Origin of the sequence: Nonomuraea sp. K271 (genome assembly GCF_009908215.1) — a bacterium.
Taxonomy (GTDB): domain Bacteria; phylum Actinomycetota; class Actinomycetes; order Streptosporangiales; family Streptosporangiaceae; genus Nonomuraea; species Nonomuraea longispora.
The window spans coordinates 1-17,473 of record NZ_JAAAHR010000066.1 but is presented as its reverse complement, the minus strand read 5'-3'; the positions used below and the strand labels follow the sequence as shown (position 1 = coordinate 17,473).

At 71.5% G+C, this 17,473-nt stretch carries 18 protein-coding genes; 5 read left to right on the top strand and 13 right to left on the bottom strand.

All coding sequences use genetic code 11. The features are described 5' to 3' along the window. Positions 1-144 precede the first annotated feature (144 nt). Genes GUY59_RS22925 through GUY59_RS22910 form a run of 4 tightly spaced genes read right to left on the bottom strand, consistent with a single transcriptional unit; the run spans position 145 to position 3,843 of the window. Entirely contained in the window at positions 145-927 is a 783-nt protein-coding gene (locus GUY59_RS22925; protein WP_138203374.1) for a GNAT family N-acetyltransferase, read from the bottom strand. After that, positions 927-1,514, bottom strand: coding sequence for a phosphoribosylanthranilate isomerase (locus GUY59_RS22920; RefSeq protein WP_138203376.1), 588 nt, complete (start codon positions 1,512-1,514; stop codon positions 927-929). The genes GUY59_RS22925 and GUY59_RS22920 overlap by 1 nt, the downstream gene beginning before the upstream one ends. Before the next feature lie 50 nt (positions 1,515-1,564). Further along, complete coding sequence (locus tag GUY59_RS22915) at positions 1,565-2,242, bottom strand: response regulator (protein ID WP_138203378.1); 678 nt, start codon at positions 2,240-2,242, stop codon at positions 1,565-1,567. Then, the gene (locus GUY59_RS22910; RefSeq protein ID WP_236667416.1) at positions 2,239-3,843 is read right to left on the bottom strand and encodes a sensor histidine kinase; all 1,605 of its coding nucleotides are present in this window, start codon (positions 3,841-3,843) and stop codon (positions 2,239-2,241) included. The genes GUY59_RS22915 and GUY59_RS22910 overlap by 4 nt, the downstream gene beginning before the upstream one ends. Before the next feature lie 129 nt (positions 3,844-3,972). Here GUY59_RS22910 and GUY59_RS22905 point away from each other — a divergent pair, with 129 nt between their 5' ends. Both GUY59_RS22905 and GUY59_RS22900 read left to right on the top strand, forming a co-directional pair. Beyond that, the gene (locus GUY59_RS22905) at positions 3,973-4,563 is read left to right on the top strand and encodes a class I SAM-dependent methyltransferase (RefSeq protein WP_132339736.1); all 591 of its coding nucleotides are present in this window, start codon (positions 3,973-3,975) and stop codon (positions 4,561-4,563) included. Positions 4,564-4,589: 26 nt separating this feature from the next. Continuing rightward, the gene (locus GUY59_RS22900) at positions 4,590-5,771 is read left to right on the top strand and encodes an acyl-CoA dehydrogenase family protein (RefSeq protein WP_138203380.1); all 1,182 of its coding nucleotides are present in this window, start codon (positions 4,590-4,592) and stop codon (positions 5,769-5,771) included. A gap of 356 nt (positions 5,772-6,127) precedes the next feature. Here GUY59_RS22900 and GUY59_RS22895 read toward each other — a convergent pair whose 3' ends face one another. From GUY59_RS22895 to GUY59_RS22885, 3 genes are read right to left on the bottom strand one after another with little or no spacing between them, the layout of a single operon-like run. Next, positions 6,128-6,907: an enoyl-CoA hydratase/isomerase family protein gene (locus GUY59_RS22895; protein ID WP_132339732.1), complete on the bottom strand. Its 780-nt coding sequence runs from the start codon at positions 6,905-6,907 to the stop codon at positions 6,128-6,130. Then, on the bottom strand, positions 6,889-7,818 hold the full coding sequence (locus GUY59_RS22890) for an alpha/beta hydrolase (protein ID WP_138203382.1): 930 nt from the start codon (positions 7,816-7,818) through the stop codon (positions 6,889-6,891). Before GUY59_RS22890 ends, GUY59_RS22895 begins: the two co-directional genes overlap by 19 nt. 9 nt (positions 7,819-7,827) lie before the next feature. Further along, complete coding sequence (locus tag GUY59_RS22885) at positions 7,828-8,514, bottom strand: gamma-glutamyl-gamma-aminobutyrate hydrolase family protein (protein WP_138203384.1); 687 nt, start codon at positions 8,512-8,514, stop codon at positions 7,828-7,830. 467 nt (positions 8,515-8,981) lie between these two features. On the opposite strand from GUY59_RS22885, the gene GUY59_RS22880 reads away from it, so the two are divergent. Next, the gene (locus GUY59_RS22880; RefSeq protein ID WP_138203386.1) at positions 8,982-10,094 is read left to right on the top strand and encodes a globin domain-containing protein; all 1,113 of its coding nucleotides are present in this window, start codon (positions 8,982-8,984) and stop codon (positions 10,092-10,094) included. A 137-nt stretch (positions 10,095-10,231) separates the two neighbouring features. Here the strand turns inward: GUY59_RS22880 and GUY59_RS22875 are convergent, their stop codons facing one another. Further along, the gene (locus GUY59_RS22875) at positions 10,232-11,023 is read right to left on the bottom strand and encodes a helix-turn-helix domain-containing protein (protein WP_138203388.1); all 792 of its coding nucleotides are present in this window, start codon (positions 11,021-11,023) and stop codon (positions 10,232-10,234) included. A gap of 153 nt (positions 11,024-11,176) precedes the next feature. Between GUY59_RS22875 and GUY59_RS22870 the strand changes: the two genes are divergently transcribed. Both GUY59_RS22870 and GUY59_RS22865 read left to right on the top strand, forming a co-directional pair. Further along, a complete protein-coding gene (locus GUY59_RS22870; RefSeq protein WP_132339722.1) occupies positions 11,177-12,256 on the top strand; it encodes a WD40/YVTN/BNR-like repeat-containing protein in 1,080 nt (359 codons plus the stop codon). A 3-nt stretch (positions 12,257-12,259) separates the two neighbouring features. Next, on the top strand, positions 12,260-12,568 hold the full coding sequence (locus GUY59_RS22865; protein WP_201761224.1) for a hypothetical protein: 309 nt from the start codon (positions 12,260-12,262) through the stop codon (positions 12,566-12,568). Between the two features lie 64 nt (positions 12,569-12,632). Here the strand turns inward: GUY59_RS22865 and GUY59_RS22860 are convergent, their stop codons facing one another. The 5 genes from GUY59_RS22860 to GUY59_RS22840 form a co-directional block, all read right to left on the bottom strand. Then, positions 12,633-13,064 carry a peptidase inhibitor family I36 protein gene (locus GUY59_RS22860; protein ID WP_138203390.1) on the bottom strand — a complete coding sequence of 144 codons (432 nt, stop codon included), beginning with the start codon at positions 13,062-13,064 and terminating at the stop codon, positions 12,633-12,635. 89 nt (positions 13,065-13,153) lie between these two features. Next, the gene (locus tag GUY59_RS22855) at positions 13,154-14,107 is read right to left on the bottom strand and encodes an endonuclease/exonuclease/phosphatase family protein (RefSeq protein WP_138203392.1); all 954 of its coding nucleotides are present in this window, start codon (positions 14,105-14,107) and stop codon (positions 13,154-13,156) included. 252 nt (positions 14,108-14,359) lie between these two features. After that, entirely contained in the window at positions 14,360-15,367 is a 1,008-nt protein-coding gene (locus GUY59_RS22850; RefSeq protein WP_171055481.1) for a C-terminal binding protein, read from the bottom strand. Further along, positions 15,354-17,123, bottom strand: a complete 1,770-nt coding sequence (locus tag GUY59_RS22845; protein ID WP_138203393.1) for an IlvD/Edd family dehydratase — start codon at positions 17,121-17,123, stop codon at positions 15,354-15,356. The genes GUY59_RS22850 and GUY59_RS22845 overlap by 14 nt, the downstream gene beginning before the upstream one ends. Continuing rightward, the gene (locus GUY59_RS22840) at positions 17,123-17,389 is read right to left on the bottom strand and encodes a hypothetical protein (protein WP_138203395.1); all 267 of its coding nucleotides are present in this window, start codon (positions 17,387-17,389) and stop codon (positions 17,123-17,125) included. The genes GUY59_RS22845 and GUY59_RS22840 overlap by 1 nt, the downstream gene beginning before the upstream one ends. Positions 17,390-17,473 lie beyond the last annotated feature (84 nt).

The following is a 17,473-nucleotide window of genomic DNA, read 5'->3' as shown; positions in this document are numbered from 1 at the left end:
CGCTCCCGTCCGAACCCCTTCCAGCCCGCCCCTCCAGCGATCCGGAAGCCCGGCCCGCCCTCGCCTGTTCCCGCCGGTCCGACGAGCGGCTGGGCGGCTCGCCGCGCGCGGACACCCCTGCCCTGCGCCCGCCGAGTGCGGCCGTCAGGCGCGGAGGAAGGCGTGCGTGGAGCCGAGGGGTTCGAAGCCGAGCCTGCCGTAGAAGTCCTTCGGCCAGTCGTCCGCGTCGGCCACCAGGAAGATCAGCTCGGCCTCGGCCGCCTCCGCGAGCAGCGCGGCCATCAGGGCCCGCGCATGGCCCTTGCCCCGGTGCGGCATGCTCGTGAAGACGCTCTCGATCTGGGCGATGCCGCCGTCGACGTACAGGTCGGCCCTGGCGGCGATCTCGCCGTCCGGCCCGTCACCGGCTCGGACCGCGCGAAAGCCCACCAGGTCCGCGCCGCGCAGCCGGCGTTCCACGCGCCGGGCGAGCCCGTCGATCACGTCGTCCTGCGCCTGGGGCATCACCTGACGCCAGTCGCGGCGCAGCACGGGCAGCAACTCCGGCAGCTCCAGCCGGTCGGCCGGCGGCGGATCGTGGGGTACCTCACCGCGGTAGGCCATGATCAGGTTGGTCTCGTGCTCGTAGCCGGCGGCGGCGAAGGCGGGCGCGAGAGCGGCGCCGAGCCGGTCGTCGTCCACGCACACCAGCCGGTGCGCCCGCCCGGCGAGCACCTCGTCCGCCGCGCGCAGCAGCTCGCCGGCGCTCGGGCCGCGGGAGCCGACGATCAGCTTGTTGTCGTCGTAGGAGCCGGGGAAGCGGTCGTCCAGCACCGCGAACCCGCCGGGGACCGGCAGCGCGATGGGCGCCCTGCGGCGGGCGAAGGCATGGACGAAGCCGATGGCGCGGGCCAGGTCGGCCGGCGCCGCGCCGGTCAGCACGTCCATCAGTCGCGCACGGCCTTCATGAACGCCCTGATGAGAGCCGGGTCCTTCACCCCCGGCGACGTCTCGACGCCGCTGGAGACGTCGACCCCCCACGGCTCGGCGTCCGCGATCGCGCCGGCGACGTTGGCCGGGTCGAGGCCGCCCGCCAGCAGCCACCGGCCGGAGGGCCGCCCGCGCACGGCCGCCCAGTCCCAGGGCAGGCCCGATCCCGCGTGGGGCGCGTCGACGATGAGCAGATCCTCGTCGAAGGCGCCGCACCGCAGGTCGGCCTCCGCGTCGACGGCCCTGACCAGGCGCACGCCGAGGTCCTTCAGCGCGGTGAAGTCGCCGTGCGGATGCCGGCCGTGCAACTGCACGGCCCGCACCCCGGACGCCAGCGCGGCCGCGCGCACCGTCTCGGGGTCCTCGCCGCGGAACACCCCGACGGTGAGCACTCGGGCGGGGACGAGCGCGGCCAGCGCGGCCGCCTTCTCGACGGTGATCCTGCGAGGGCTGCGGGTCATGACCAGCCCGACGGCGTCGGCCCCCGCCTCGACGGCGGCCGCCACCTGCCCGGGATCGGTCAGCCCGCAGATCTTCACGTACACACCCCCGACTGTAGCGGCGGCGCCCGCCCACCGGCGACCCCGGACAGCGCTCAGCCGCGGCGCGGGCGTACGGGGCGGAAAGAGGCGTCGACCAGGCCGGTGCGGTGGGCGACGACGGCGGCCTGGATGCGGTTGCGCAGGCCCAGTTTGTCCATCGCCGCCGCGATGTGGGTCTTGACCGTGGTGACGCCCACGTGCAGTTCCTCGGCGATCTCCGCGTTGGACAGGCCCGCCCCCACCAGGGCGAGCACCTCGACTTCCCGGTCGGTCAGCCCGGCGGGCGGCGCGGGAGCGACGTGCTCCTCCCCGGCGGCGAGGAAGCGTTCCACGACCCTGCGCAGCACCGACGGCGCCAGCAGTTGCTCGCCGGCGGCCGCGCGGCGCACGGCGTCCACCATGCGCTCGGGGTCGTCGTCCTTGACGAGGAACCCGACGGCGCCCGCGCGCAGGGCGGCGTAGACGTTGGCGTCCTCGGCGAACGTCGTCAGCACCACGATCCTGGCTGCCGGACGGGCCCTGAGCACACGTCTGATCGCCTCCAGGCCGTCGACCTTGGGCATGCGCAGGTCCATGAGGATCACGTCGGGCAGGTGGTGCTCGGCCAGGCGCACCGCCTCGGCGCCGTCGACGGCCTCCCCGGCCACCTCCATGTCGCCCGCGGCCTGCAGCAGCATGCGCACGCCCGCGCGTACGAGTGCCTGGTCGTCGGCGATCAGCACACGGATCACGCGGGGCTCCTCTGGGACAGGCGAGCGGGCAGGCGGGCGGCCAGGAGCCAGCCGCCGTCGCCGTCGGGGCCGGCGGACAGGGTGCCGCCGAGGGCGCGGACACGTTCGCGCATGCCGGCCAGCCCGCGCCCGGAGGAGGGCAGGCGTTCCATGGCGGTGGGCGGCCGGCCGTTGCGGATCTCCACGGAAAGTCCGTCGCCTGACGGGGTGACGCTGACGCGGACCTGCGTGCCTGGTCCGGCGTGTTTGAGCACGTTGGTGAGTCCTTCCTGGACGATACGGGCGGCGGAGGCACGGGCGATCAGCGGAGTGCGGTCGGCGGCCGGGTCGAGATCGAGGTCGACGTCGAGGCCCGCGGCGGCCACGCGGTCGGCGGCCTCGCGGATGACGTCGGCGGGGTTGGCCAGCAGGCCGGGCTGCCTGTCGGGGTCGCGCAGCAGGTCGAGCAGCTCCCGCAGGTCCTGCAGCACCTGGTGGCCCGCGTCGCGGATGTCGGTGAGCGCGTCGGCGACGGGGCCGTCGGGCGCGGCGTAGCGGGCGGCGCCGGCGCGCAGCACCATGGCGCCGACGTGGTGGGCGACGATGTCGTGAACGTCGCGGGCGATGCGCTCGCGTTCGGCGAGCTGGTCGGCGCGCACCTGGGCGACGGCCGCGCGGGCGGACTCCTCGGCGCGCAGCCGTTCGGCGGCCAGGGCGGCCTGTCTCATGCCGAGGTAACGGCCGATGGCGATCGGCGTGGCGACCAGCGTCATCAGGACGCCGACGCGGAACGGGGTGATCTCGGTCTCGTGGCCGACGACGGCGATCGCGGTGAGCAGGCACCCGGTCAGGTAGGCGGCGGCGACCCAGGCCCACGACCCCACCCGCATGGAGAACACGCCGATCGCGGTCAGGGTGAGGATGACGCAGGTGTTGACGGTGTTGTTCAGGTATGTGTCGGCGGAGACGAGCAGCACGCCCTGCAGCAGGAACACCAGCCCCGGCAGCCGCCTGGCGATGCCCAGCGACAGTCCGCCCACGACGGCGAGCAGCCCGACCACCCAGACGGGCTGCTCGCCGAGGTGCCAGGAGCTCCACGTGCTCAGCACGGTGATGGCGACCCCGCCGGCGGCGAGCAGCGCGTCGGGGGTGACGTCGCGCTCCTCCAGCCGTCCCGCCGTGCTGCGCAGGTAGGCACCGAGGACCGCGGGGAAGACCGGCAGGAGGACGGAGTACATCCAGGTGTTGGCGGTGGGCGCGAAGCCGGGGTCGGCGATGTTGCGGGCGGTGGCGACGATCGTGACGGCCACGGCGGCAGTGGTGGCCCGCAGGCCGGAGCGGTGCCCGGCCACGCCGAGCGCGACGCAGATGAGGATCTGCGCGGTGTTGGAGGTGAACGAGCCGATCTGGTCGGTCACCACGAGCAGCACGGCCAGATAGCAGGTGACCGGCACCGGCCGGTGCCGGACGAACCCCATGGGCAGGCCAGCCAGCAGCGCCATGGGCACGTTCATCTCGGCGGGCAGGAACTCGGTGTCGCCCGCGTGCGCCGTCGTGAGCAGGTCGAGGCCCACGCCGGAGACGGCGAGCAGGACATCGAGAGGGACACCGCGCCAGCGCATGGGCACAACGGTATCCGCCCAGCGTGGAAGGCCGATCCTCCCGCTGGGCGACCGCGCCTCCTCCAACTGGCCGCACATCCGCCCTGAGGATGGAGCGACCTATCAAGATCCTGCCCATAAAGTCGTGCCATGTCGAACGACACCTCACTCTTCCTAGGCCAGTTCCTGCGTGCCCCCTCCAAGATCGGCGCGGTCGCCCCGAGTTCCCGGCGGCTGGCGGCCAACGTCTGCGCGCCGATCCCCGAGCGGGGCGAGCCGACCGTGGTGGAGCTGGGGCCGGGCACCGGCCCGTTCACCGCGGAGATCCAGCAGCGGCTCGCCGGTCGTGGCCACCATCTCGCCGTCGAGGTCAACGACCTGATGGCGCGTCTGCTCGCCGACCGTTTCCCCACCGTGGACGTGGCGCACGCCGACGCGGCGAAACTCGGTGAGCTGCTGCGCGAGCGGGGGCTTCGGCAGGCGGACGTGGTGGTCAGCGGGCTGCCGTGGGCGGCGTTCCCCGAGGAGACGCAGCATGAGCTGCTCCGCGCCGTGACGTCGGCGATGAGCCCGGTGGCGGCGTTCACCACGTTCTCCTACGTGCACGCCATCCCGCTCAGCAGGGCCCGGCGTTTCCGCGCGCTGCTGGCCGAGCGTTTCGAGGAGGTCGTGCCGGGGCGTACGGTGTGGCGCAACCCGCCCCCGGCCTTCGTGTTCCACGCCCGGCGGCCTCGACCCTGATCAGAACGTCTTTCTACGATGGTGTGATGGATTTCACCCTTCCGGACAGCGCCCTCGCCGTCCAGCGCGGCATCGGCGACATCTGCTCCCGTTACGACCTCGGCTACTGGCAGCGGTGCGAGAGCGACAGGCGCTGGCCCGAGGAGGTCTGGGACGAGCTGGCCAAGGGCGGCTGGCTGGGCCTGGCGGTGCCGGAGGAGCACGGCGGCGGCGGACAGGGGCTGCTGGAGCTGGCGGTGGCCACGGAGACGCTGTCGGCGTCGGGAGCGGCGGGCGGGTCGGCGTTCACGTACGTGCTGACCCCCGGCTTCGGCGCGCTCACGATCGACCGGCACGGCAGCGCGAGCCAGCGGGCGGAACTGCTGCCCAGGCTGGCCACCGGCGAGGTCGAGACCTGCTTCGCGCTGACCGAGCCGGACGCCGGGTCCAACTCGCTGGCGATCACCACGTCGGCCAGGCGTGACGGCGGCGACTTCGTGGTCAACGGGCAGAAGATCTGGATCACCGGCGTGCAGCGGGCCACCTGGATGCTGCTGGTGACCAGGACGGTCCCCGCCGCCGCGGCGCGCCCACGCACCCACGGGCTGACGGTGCTGCTGGTGAACGTGCCCGAGGCGGTCGCCGCCGGGCGGCTGACGTACCGGCCGATCCCCAAGATGGGCGCGAACACGACGCCGTCGAACATGGTCTTCATCGACGACCTGCGGGTGCCCGCCGCCAACGTGGTCGGCGAGGCCGACCAGGGCGTGGCGGTGTTGTGGGACATCCTCAACCCGGAGCGGGTCCTGCTGGCCGCCTCGGCGCTCGGCACCGCGGAGGTAGCGCTGCGGGTGGCCGTCGACTACGCCAAGGAGCGGGAGGTGTTCGGCCGGCCGATCGGCGCCAACCAGGCGATCTCCTTCCCGCTGGCACAGGTCAAGGCCAAGATCGAGCTGGCCAGGCTGATGATCTACAAGGCCGCGTGGTGCTTCGACCGGCGGCTGCCGTGCGGCACCGAGGCCAACATCGCCAAGCTCACGAGCTCGCAGGCGGCCTGGGAGGCGGCCGACGCGGCATTCCAGACGCACGGCGGGATGGCCTACTCCCACGAATTTCCGGTGGCCAGGCTGCTGACCGACGCCCGGATCGCGAAGGTGGCACCTGTGACCGAGGAGCTCCTGCTCAACTACCTCGCGACCCAGGTGCTCGGACTCCCCCGCAGCTTCTAGCGGCCTTGGGCCGGTGCGGCCCGGGAGACGTCCGGCGGCCCTCCGGCCGGTACGGCCCCGAAGGCGTGGAGCGCCGACGCCCATTCCGGCTCGTCCGCCCTGCTCGTCCGCCCCGCTCGTCCGCCCCGCTCGTCCGCCCTGCTCGTCCGCCGGGCCGTCCACCGGGCCCGTCGCCGCGGCGCTGTATCCCCCTTCGCTGTCGTACGGAGTGCGCCGGACGCCTGCGAGACCCTCGGCTCCGCGTCCCCCGGGCGGCGGTCTCGGCCTCGGCGAACGGGTGCCCGCCGGTGCCGGCGCGACCATCTGGTCGACCTGGGGGTGCGCCTACCCGAGCGGGCGGCAAGCACACCCGGCGCTCAGCCGAACGACGGCGGCCGCTTCTCCCGCAGGGCGCGCACGCCCTCGCGCACGTCGGGCCCGGTGAAGCCGAGGAACTCCATGGCGAGGGAGGCGTCGAAGGACGGCCCGGCCAGGCGCAGCCAGTTGTTGAGCGAGTATTTCGTCAGCCTGATCGCCTCCTGCGCGCCTTGGGCGAGCCGGACCGCGATCTCCATCGCCCTGTCGTGCACCTGGTCGTCGTCGACGCACAGGCTGACCAGGCCCATCCGCTCGGCCTGCTCGCCCGTGACGGGCTCGCACAGCAGCAGGTGGTATTTCGCCTTGGCCAGCCCGCACAGCAGCGGCCAGACGATCGCGGCGTGGTCGCCGGCGGCGACGCCGAGCCGGGTGTGACCGTCGATGATCCGCGCGGTGCGCCCGGCGACGGAGATGTCGGCCAGGAGAGCGACGGCGAGCCCGGCGCCGACGGCGGGGCCCTGGATGGCCGACACGATCGGCTTGGAGCAGTTGAGCACGTTGTAGACGATGTCGCGGGCCTCGGTGAAGACGCGCAGCCTCGTGGCGTGGTCGCGGGTCATCTCCTCGATCATGGACAGGTCGCCGCCGGCGGAGAACGCCGTGCCCTCCCCCCGGACGAGCACGGCGCGCACGCCGTCGTCGCGGTCGGCGTCGCGCCAGATCTCGCCCAGCTCGCGGTGGGCGGCCGCGTCGACGGCGTTGAGCCGGCCGGGCTCGCTGATCGTGACCCGCAGCACCCCGTCGGCAGGGGTGTCGATCTTCAGCTTGGTGTAGGACACAGCGCCTCTCGCAGCCGTCGCGCGATGTGGTCGCGGGCATCGCCCGCCTGGTCGAACAGGCCGGGCAGGCCGAAGAAGTTGTGCACCGCGCCGCCGAACCTGCGCAGCCCGACCGGCACGCCCGCCTGCTTCAGGCGCCGCGCGTAGCTCTCGCCCTCGTCGCGGAGCACGTCGTGGTCGGCCGTCACGATGGTGGCGGGAGCCAGGCCCGCGACGTCGGGCAGGCACAGCGGGGACAGCCGTGGGTCGGCCGGGTCGGCGTCGGGGGCGTACTGGCGGGCGAACCACGCCATCTCCGCCGCCTCCAGCCCGAAGCCCTTGGCGAACTCCGTGTAGCTGGGTGTGTCCATCGCCACGTCGAGCACGGGATAGACGAGCACCTGGTGGGCCAGCCGCAGCCCGGCGTCGCGGGCCTGCCAGGCGGCGACGGCCGCGAGGTTGCCGCCCGCGCTGTCGCCGACGACCGCCACGCGGCCGTTGCTCTGGTAGAAGGCGGGCCTGGCGAAGATGTCGCGCACCACCGTCCACGCGTCGTCCGCGGCGGCGGGGAAGGGATGCTCGGGGGCCAGGCGGTAGTCGGCGGACACCACCACCGCACCGGTGCGGATGGCCAGGTCGCGCCCCAGCGCGTCGTTGCGCTTGACGCTGCCGAGCACCCATCCGCCTCCGTGGAAGTAGACCACGACCGGCAGCGGGGCGTCGCCGGGGTCGGCGCGGTAGATCCGGATCGGCACGCCTTCGGCGCGCTCGTCGCGGACGTACGGCAGCTTGGTGAGCGGACCGCGCTGGGCCGCCAGGCCGTCATGTGCGCGCAACTCCTGGATCCCGGCCAGGTCGAGCGTGGCCGGATCAACGCCCAGATCCGACGGATGGACGGCGATGTAGTCCCGCGACTGAGGGTGCAGCGGCATGATCGCAGCCTAGCGGGCCGCCTCCATGAACGCATCGAAGAGCCGGTCCTCGACGTCGCGCTCGGGATGCCACTGGACGCCCACGCCGAACCTGTGGCCCTGCACCTCGATGCCCTCGACGATCTGGTCGTCGGCCCAGGCGACGGCGAGCAGGCCGTTGCCGAGGCGGCGCACCGACTGGTGGTGCGGAGCGACGACCTCGACCCGGTCGCCGACCGCCTTGCCGAGCTTGCTCGACACGCTGATCTGGAGCGTGTGCGGGGTGCCCGGCTCGGCGTGACGGTGGTTGCCGAGCACCTCGGGCAGCCAGGGGATCAGCGTGCCGCCCTGGGCGACGTTGAGCACGTGCATGCCCCTCGCGATGGCGAGGATCGGCACGTCGGCCTTGACCGCCGCCCTGGCCAGGGCCAGCTCGAAGCGGTCGCGGTGCGGCTGGCTCTCGGGGACGCGGTCGTCGCGCTCGCCGTTGTACGCGGAGGCGTCCACCTCGACCCCTCCGGCCAGGACGACGCCCCGCAGGCCGCGTACGTAGTCGTCGATGGCGTGCAGGCCGAGCGGCGGGAGCACCACGGGAGCTCCTCCGGCCCGGTCGACCGCTTTGGCGTACGAGGGCGGCGAGAGCACGGCCTCCCGCACCCAGTCGCTCCAGCGGGCGGCCTCGAAGTAGGCGGTGATACCGATCAGCGGACGGGACATGCGATCTCCAGGGGCATGGTGGAGTTCGTTCGGCCACCAGCCGGTCGAGGTGACGGCTACATGCCCATCATGGCGCACAGTCTTTCCGATATGTCACCCCTCCTCAAGATCCCCTGCCGCCACGTGGCTCCCACGCGGCTCCCACGCGGCCGAGCGGTGGACGGCGCTCGCGCCCGCCGGCGGGCCTCCGCCGCCTCTCGACCTGACTCAGTAAGAGAAAAAGATGAAAGTGACTTTTGTTCGGGATTTATGTTCAAAAACCGAGAAATATCGTACGACCAATGCGGCACGAGATCTGCTTCGCACCTTATTGGAGGGAAATGGTTGTGACGCGTCATCGGTGGTGTAAGACTCATTTGCGAGCGCATCGGAGCTGCCGGGGACGGACCTGCGCTCACGACCCGGAACCGTCAGGGAGGTGAACGACAAGACCGGAATGCCGTTCCGGTCACAAGTGGGGTGGAGATATGTCGTTGAATCCGCGCCTGGTCAAGGAGAGTTTCTCCGTCATCGAGCCGGTGGCCGAGCAGGCCACGGCCTACTTCTACGGCCGGCTTTTCGCTGAGAATCCGCACCTGCGAGGCTTGTTCCCGCCGGCTCTGGACGTTCAGCGCGACCGGCTGTTCAGCGCGTTGACCAGGATCGTGTGGAGCCTGGACAGCCCGGACAGCATGGCGGCGTACCTCGGCCAGATGGGCAGGGACCACCGCAAGTACGGCGTCGTGGCCGAGCACTACACGGCCGTGGGCAGGGCGCTGCTCGCCACGGTCCGCCGCTTCGCCGCCGACGTCTGGACCGCCGAGATCGAGGAGGCCTGGGTGACGGCGTACGAGGCCGCCGCCACGTTGATGATCGACTCGGCCGAGGCCGACGCGGGGGTCTCGCCCGCCTGGTGGGTGGCCGAGGTGGTCGGTCACGAGCTGCGCCACCAGGACATCGCGGTCATCACGCTGCGGCCCGCGCAGCGGCTGCCGTACACATCCGGCCAGTACGTCACCGTGCAGACGGCGCGCTGGCCCCGCGTGTGGCGCACGTTCTCCATCGCCAACGCGCCGCGCCAGGACAACACGATCAGCCTGCACGTGCGCTCGGTGCCCGGCGGCTGGGTGTCGACGACCCTGACCAGGCACACGCGGGTCGGCGACACCGTCATGCTGGGGCCGCCGACGGGCACGATGACACCGCGCGAGCAGAGCGTACGGGACGTGCTGTGCGTGGCAGGCGGCACGGGCCTGGCGCCGCTGAAGGCGATCGTCGAGTCCATCATCGCCTCCGGCCGCCGGCCCGCCATCCACCTGCTGTACGGCGCCCGCACCGCCGGAGAGCTGTACGACCTGCCCGACCTGATCAGGATGGAGTCGGCCTTCCCCTGGCTGCGGGTCGTGCCCGTGGTGTCGGACCAGCCGTCGTACGACGGGATGCGCGGCCACCTGCCCGACGTCACCCGGCGCTTACGCTCCTGGACCGAGCACGACGTGTACGTCTGCGGCCCGTCGCCCATGGTGAACGAGACCGTGCGCTGCCTGCAGCGGGACGGCGTACCGCTGTCGCGGATCCACCGCGACGCCGTGCACGCCTGACGATGCGGGACCCGGCCGGCGCTTCCACCAGCGCTCCCGGCAGTGCGGCGCGACGCGCGGCGGGGAGGCGGCCGGGCCTCGGCGGCCACCGGGAGGTGTCGGCCGGGCGCGCGGCAGTGGACGCGTGTGGGAACTGGTCAGCGGAAGGAGGCGGCGGTTTCCTCGTCGCCGGGCCAGAAGGTTTCGATGGCGAGCTCCGAGACCGTCACGTCCATCGGCGTGCCGAACGTCGCGATCGTGGTGAACATCGACAACACCCGGTCACCGGCGGCGACGCGCAGCGGCAGCAGGATGTCGCCGGGCCCCGGCACGTGCGCCACGTTCAAATCCACGCCCCGATAGGTGTAGGACGCCACTTCGTCGTGGAGCTCGGCCAGGCGCCCGTCGCCGGACGCCTCGGCCTGCCTGCGCAGCCGGTGCAGCAGGTGGGCCCGTACCTCGGCCAGGTTGAGCAGGCGCCCGCCCATCGCGTCGGGGTGCAGTGACAGGCGCATCACGTTGACCGGCTCCGCCAGCAGCTCCGCCGGTACGCCGTCCGTGAACATCCCGGCCGCCCGGTTGGCGGCCACCAGGTTCCAGGCGGCGTCCACGACGAGCGCCGGATACGGTTCGTGCCCGGCCAGGATCCGGTCCAGCGCCTGGCGTACGACGTGCATCTCCGGAGCCCGCACCGCCCGTTCGGCATAGACGGGCGCGAACCCCGCGGACACCAGCAGCCGGTTGCGGTGCCGCAGCGGCACCTCCAGCTCCTCTGCCAGCTTGAGCACCATCGCGCGGCTGGGCCGGGCGCGGCCGGTCTCAAGAAAACTGATGTGGCGGGCGGAGACGCCGGCCTCGATGGCCAGGTCGAGCTGGCTCACCCGCCGCCGCTGCCGCCACGACCGCAGCACATCACCAAAAGACTCATCATGTACGGCTACCGCTCCCATGTCCGGAACGCTAGTGCCTGGGGAAGAATGATGACGATTACCTCCCAGGTCATGCGCCACAGGACCGGTGACGGGCGACGGGAATCTCCCAGACCTCGGTAACTGTCGGTGGCGCGTGGCACGATGGCCGCAAAGCGAACATGGGAGCATGTCATGAGTGACGCAGTGCTCGCGATCGGCACCCGCAAGGGCCTGTTCCTGGCCCGCTCGGCGGACGGCGGCCCGTTCGAGATGCAGCCGATCCAGTTCTCCACGATCGCGGTGCCCTCGGTGGCCATCGACACGCGCGGCGCCACGCCCCGGCTCCTGGCCGGCGTCGAATACGGCCACTTCGGCCCGTCGGTCATGTATTCCGATGATCTCGGGCAGACCTGGCAGGAGGCCGAGCAGCCGCCCATCGCCTTCCCCGAGAAGACCGAGGCCACGCTCGCCAGGGTGTGGCAGCTGACGCCCTCCCCGTCCGAGCCCGGCGTGGTGTGGGCGGGCGTCGAGCCGGGCGCGCTGTTCCGCTCCGAGGACCGCGGGGTCACCTACCGGCTCGTCGAGGGCCTGTGGGAGCACCCTCACCGCCCGCTCTGGGAGCCGGGCGGCGGCGGGTTGTGCCTGCACACGATCGTCTGCCACGCCACCGACCCGGCGGTCATGGGGGTGGCCGTCTCGACCGGCGGTTTCTACCGCACGAGCGACGGCGGCCTGTCGTGGGAGGCGGCCAACCAGAACATCCGCGCCCCATTCCTGCCGGAGGGCGCCCAGTTCCCCGAGTTCGGCCAGTGCGTGCACAAGGTCGCCGCCGACGCGGCCGTGACGGACCGGCTCTATCTGCAGCACCACTTCGGCGTCTACCGCAGCGACGACTTCGGCGGCAGCTGGCACGACATCGGCTCGGCGTTGCCGTCCGACTTCGGCTTCCCGATCGTGGCCCATCCGTCGCGGCCCGGCACGGCCTTCGTTCTGCCGCTCACGGCCGACATGGACCGCACGCCCGTCGGCCACCGCTACCGCGTCCACCGCAGCGACGACGCCGGCGAGACGTGGCAGCCCTTCTCGGCGGGCCTGCCCGAGGGGCCCGTGCACGCGGCCGTGCTGCGTGACGCGATGACCGCGTCGGAGGCGGGGGTGTTCTTCGGCACGCGCGACGGCGAGGTCCACTGCTCGCGCGACGACGGCGAGACCTGGTCGCTGGTCGGCCGGCACCTGCCCGACGTGCTCACCGTGCGCGCGGCGGTGCTCTGACTCATGAGCAGACCGGTGATGTTGGTCGTGTTCGTGCTGCCCAGCTCGCTGCGCAGGTGGGTGAGCGGGATGCAGGAGGTCAAGGTCTTCGCGGTGGGCGCCGACCGCGACTCCCCGCCCACGCTCGGCTCGGCCCTCGACATGCTCCGGCGCACGCATCCGCTGCTGGAGGAGCGGCTGCGCGACGAGTACGGCCGCATCCGCAGGCACATCAGCATGATCGTGTGCGGCGAGAACGCCCGGGGGCTGGGCAGCCTCGACTGCGCGCTGCCGCCGGGCGCCGAGGTCTACGTGCTGCCCGCGCTCGCCTGAGCCGGGCCCGGCGGCTACCCGGCCCGGTCCGCGGATGAGCGGCCCGGGCCGGACGGCTTGCCGGTCAGGCCGGGTGGAACCGGATGGAGGAGAACCTGTTGTCCCAGTCGCCGAGGTCCGGCGACTGGCTCATCGGGGGAACGTAGACGCAGGGCGTGCCGAAGTTGACCACGTTGCAGAACTCGACGACATAGCCGGTCCGGTTGACAAACGAACTCACCGTGTCGTTCACCGACGCGGTGCCGACGTGATAGCGGTTGTCGCGCAGGTCGCCGTCGCCGGTGCTGAGACAGTACCGTCCCGACGTATAGTCCCGGGCCTGATAGACGCAGAGGCTGCCGGCCGCCGCGGTGGCCACCGGCACGCCGCCGGCCTCTGTCGAGACGACACCCGGGAGCTCGGCGCGCTCGGGCGTGGCGAAGGCCGCACCGGACGTTCCGGCGACACAGGCTCCGGCCATCAGCATGGTGGCGGCGGCCTTCTTCGTGAGATGCATGGCTTGCCTTTCTGTTGTCAGTGGCGCCCGACGGATTTCGGGCGCGACGAACCAGGGCGACCTGCTTGGGGTCGCTCAGGGAGGTCGGTTCACTTCCCGGTCGTGACCGAGACGGTGGCGTCGACGATGCGGTGGTCGGAGCAGGGCTTGTCGCGGTTGCCGCCGCAGACGTGCCCGATCGGATGGGCGTCGGCGCTGTAGCGGGCCAGCCGCTCGGCGGGGACGAAGATCAGATCGACCTTCCCCGACTGGCCGCAGGCCCCGAGCTTGTTGCTCTCGGTCGTCTGCTCGCCCCAACCGGGGCACACGGCCTCGCGATCGTCGAGCTCGTGGTAGCGGCCGGTGTTGCCGTGGTTGGCGTCGGTGTTGACCGTGGCGTCGTACCAGGTGTCCAGGAGCGGTGAGTCCGGCTGCACGTTGAAGTCGCCCGCGATGATCGGGACGTCCCCCCTGGAGCGGTAGGACTCCAGGACGCCGTGCACCTGGCCCAGCTGGGCGGACTTGGAGGCGGCGACCGTGGTCAGGTGGGTGGTGCAGAATCTGGTGCCGGGTCGCGCGGCGACGTGCGAGCAGAGGAGCTTGCGCTGCTTGCCCGACCCGTCGTACGGCAGGGTCTGCCGGAGTGTCTCGCCCAGCGCGAAACGGCTGAAGATCGCGATGCCGATGCCGTGCCCGGCACAGTAGCCGGGGTCGCCTGCCGCCGTCACCGGCTCGTAGCGGGCGAAGTTCGTGGCGTTCTGCGGCCAGCCCATGCCCTGCAGGACATCGATCACGGCGCTGTACTGGTTGCGGCAGATCTCGTTGATCGACACGAAGTCCGGGTTGCGGTAGCTGATCGATCCGGCGATCGCCTGGATGATGCCGTTCGTGGTCGAGCCCAGGTGCGAATGATGCCCGGCCATGTTCCAGTGCCAGATCTTGTACGTCGCGGTCGCCGAGGAGGCCGCCGGCGCGGGAGCCGTCTGAAGGGCAGCGGTGGTGACGAGGAAGGCCGCCACCGTCCATAACAGGCGCCCGAAGCCGGGCACGCGCGAGATCCGCATGAGAGCCGTCCCTTTCTTCGTGATCAGCTCCCAGCGATCCTGCCGAAGGGGATTGTCCGGCACCAGACAGACAGCGGACAGAGATCCCTCCCGATCGGACGGCGAGAGGGCATGGTGGAGATTTCCTGATGGCCGATCACGCCGTGCGCCCTCCTGCGTGATCCAGGTCACACCGCTCTGCCGGCCTTCCGGGCAGCGACGTTCGCATCGGCACGAAGCGTTCGCAGGGCCACGACCTCCTGCCCGGGTTCCTCAGGGAGAGCCGGCCGTCACGTCGTTGACCGGGCTACGGGCACTTCGCCCGGTCAGGACCCGTACAGCCTCTTCCGCGGCGATGCTCCGCACTGTTGTGATGGCTTCCTCGGAGTAGTAGGCGGCGTGGGGAGAGATGATCACGTTGGGCAGCGCGAACAGGGGGTTGCGCGGACGCCAGTCGCGCTGTTTCGCGGGCTCCTCTTCCAGGTCGTCCAGCGCTGCGCCCGCGATCCATCCCTCGGTCAGTGCCTGGTGGATCGCCGCATCCTCCACGATCGGGCCACGACCGGTGTTGATGAGGATCGCCGTCGGCTTCATCCTGCGCAGCGTCGTACGGTCGAAGGCGTGGCGTGTCTCAGGGGTGAGCGGCGCCTGGACCACGAGGTAGTCGGCGCCTTCCACGAGCTGGTCGAAGGACACCGGCCGCACCTGGCGCGATCGGAGTCCGGACTCGTCGAGGAACGGGTCGTGCGCCCAGACCTCGACGCCGAACGCTCTGGCGCGTTCGGCGATGAGCTGGGCGATGAAGCCGAAGGACAGCAGCCCGAACACCCGTCCCCGCAGCCGCCAGATCGGCTCCCCGCTCTGCCACTGCCATACACCCTTCCGGGTCTCCCGGTCGTACACGCAGATCTTGCGGGCGGCGGCCAGCCAGAGCGCGACCGCGTGATCGGCGACCTCCTCCGCGCACCATTCGTTCGGCGCGTTCGTGACCTGGATGCCTCGCCGCGTCGCGGCGTCGACATCGACGATGTCCACGCCCGTGCCGTAGCGGGCGATCACCCGGCACCGGGTGAACGCGTCGATGGCGCGGGAACCGACCCGAACGTACTGGGTCAGCACGCCATCGACGTCGCGGCCCTTCTCGATCACCTCGTCCTCGCTCTTGCACTGCTCGGCGAGCAGCTCGAACCCGGCGCCCTCGATGATCGCGCGCTCGATGTCCACGTCGCCGAAGTCGTAGTCGGCGATCATGATGGTGCCCCTGGCGTCAGTGCGAGTCACGGGGAATCCCCTTGGTGTGTACGAGGTCCTGGTAGGACAGGGCGAGCTCCAGGCAACCCCCGGTGTCCAGCTGCCCGACCGTGGAGCGGTAGATCTCCTGCCACGGTGTCTGGTTCTCGACCACCGGCGGTGTGTGGTCAGCCCACCGGGCGGCGATCTCTTCGTCGGACAGCAGGACGTCGACGCGCGCGTTGTCCATGTCGATACGGATCTGGTCGCCGGTGCGCAGGATGGCGAGATTGCCGCCGACCGCGGCCTCGGGGCTGGCGTTGAGAATGGACGGTGCGTCCGAGGTGCCGCTCTGGCGGCCGTCACCGAGCGTGGGCAACGTGGCGATGCCCCGCCGGAGCAGCGCGGCGGGGACCTCCATGTTCACGACCTCGGCCGATCCCGGATAGCCGATCGGCCCGGTGTAGCGGATGACGAGGATGCAGTCCTCGTCGAGGCCCAGTTCGGGATCGTCGATGCGGGCGTGGTAGTCCTCAGGCCCGTCGAAGACGACGGCGCGATAGTCGGACACCGCGCGGAGGTCGCCGGTGAGGACCGAGGTCTTCATGACCGCGGAGTCGAACAGGTTGCCCGTCATGACGAGAAGCCCGCCGCGCGCGGCGAGCGGATCGTCGAAGGGACGGATGACCGTCGGGTCGGCCGGCGGGGCGTCGGCCAGGTTCTCGGCCACCGTATGCCCGGAAACGGTCACGGCGTCGCCGTGCAGGCGCCCTGCCGTCAGCAACGACCGCATGACGGCGGGGACACCGCCGGCGCGGTAGAAGTCCTCGCCGAGGAACTCACCGGCTGGGGCGACGTTCGCCAGCACGGGGATGTCGCCCCCGACCCGCTGCCAGTCCTGGATCGACAACGGCACCCCGACATGCCGCGCGATGGCGTTGATGTGGATGGGCACGTTCGTGGAGGCGGCGATGGCCGAGGCGACCACGATCGCGTTCTCGAACGCTCGCATGGTCATGATCTTGCGCGGGGTGAGGTCCTCGCGTACGAGATCCACCGCTCGACGGCCCGTGTCGTAGGCCATCTGCGCCCGCCGGCGATAGGGGGCCGGGATCGCCGCGCAGCCCGGCAGGGACATCCCCAGGGCCTCGGCCAGGCTGTTCATCGACAACGCGGTGCCCATCGTGTTGCAGTGACCGATGCTGGGTGCGGAAGCGCACACGCGCGCCATGAACTCGTCGTAGTCGATCTCCCCGGTGGCCAGCAGCCGCTTCGACTGCCAGATCACCAGCCCTGAGCCCGACGCGCCTATCCGCTCGCCCTCGCGATAGCCGTTGAGCATCGGCCCTCCGGACAGGACGATCGCCGGGATGTTCACCGTCGCCGCCGCGGCCAGGCACGCGGGCGTGGTCTTGTCACAGCCTGTCGTCAGCACGACCCCGTCGAGGGGATACCCGTAGAGCACCTCGACCAGTCCGAGGTAGGCGAGGTTGCGATCCAGCGCGGCAGACGGGCGTTTACCGGTCTCCTGCAGCGGATGGACGGGGAACTCGAGCGGGATGCCACCGCCGTCGCGGATCCCGTCTCTGACCCGGTCGGCGAGGTCGAGGTGGTGGCGGTTGCAGGGCACGAGGTCGCTGCCCGTCTGGGCGATGCCGATGATCGGCCTGCCGGACCGGAGCTCGGCCGGGGTCAGCCCGAAGTTGAGATAGCGTTCGAGATACAGAGCAGTCATCTCCGGATTGCCCGCGTTGTCCCACCAGGCCTGGCTGCGCAGGCCGCCCGTGGCGCGTTCGGTCGACGCCATCAACTGCTCCTCACCGGTGCAGGCCCGTCCGATGCGGCCGGATGCTCGGCAAGCGTCACCATGTCGCCGGGCCAAGCCGGCGTGACCGGTGCGAGGACCCGCCGGTCCTCTTGGGCCTCGTCGCCGCGGATGGACAGGGCCGCGTTCCCGAGCAGCACATCCAGGAGCGGCCGGGCACAGTCAGGCGGTTCGGAGAGCACCGGCTGCGCGGTGAAGGGAAGCGTGAGGTCGCCGGTGGCGCCGAGGATGACGAGTCGGTCGATCATGCCGTGGTGCCTGCTTTCGCTCGTGCGAGGTTGACGCCGCTGGCGATGATCCCGATGTGGCTGAACGCTTGCGGGAAGTTGCCC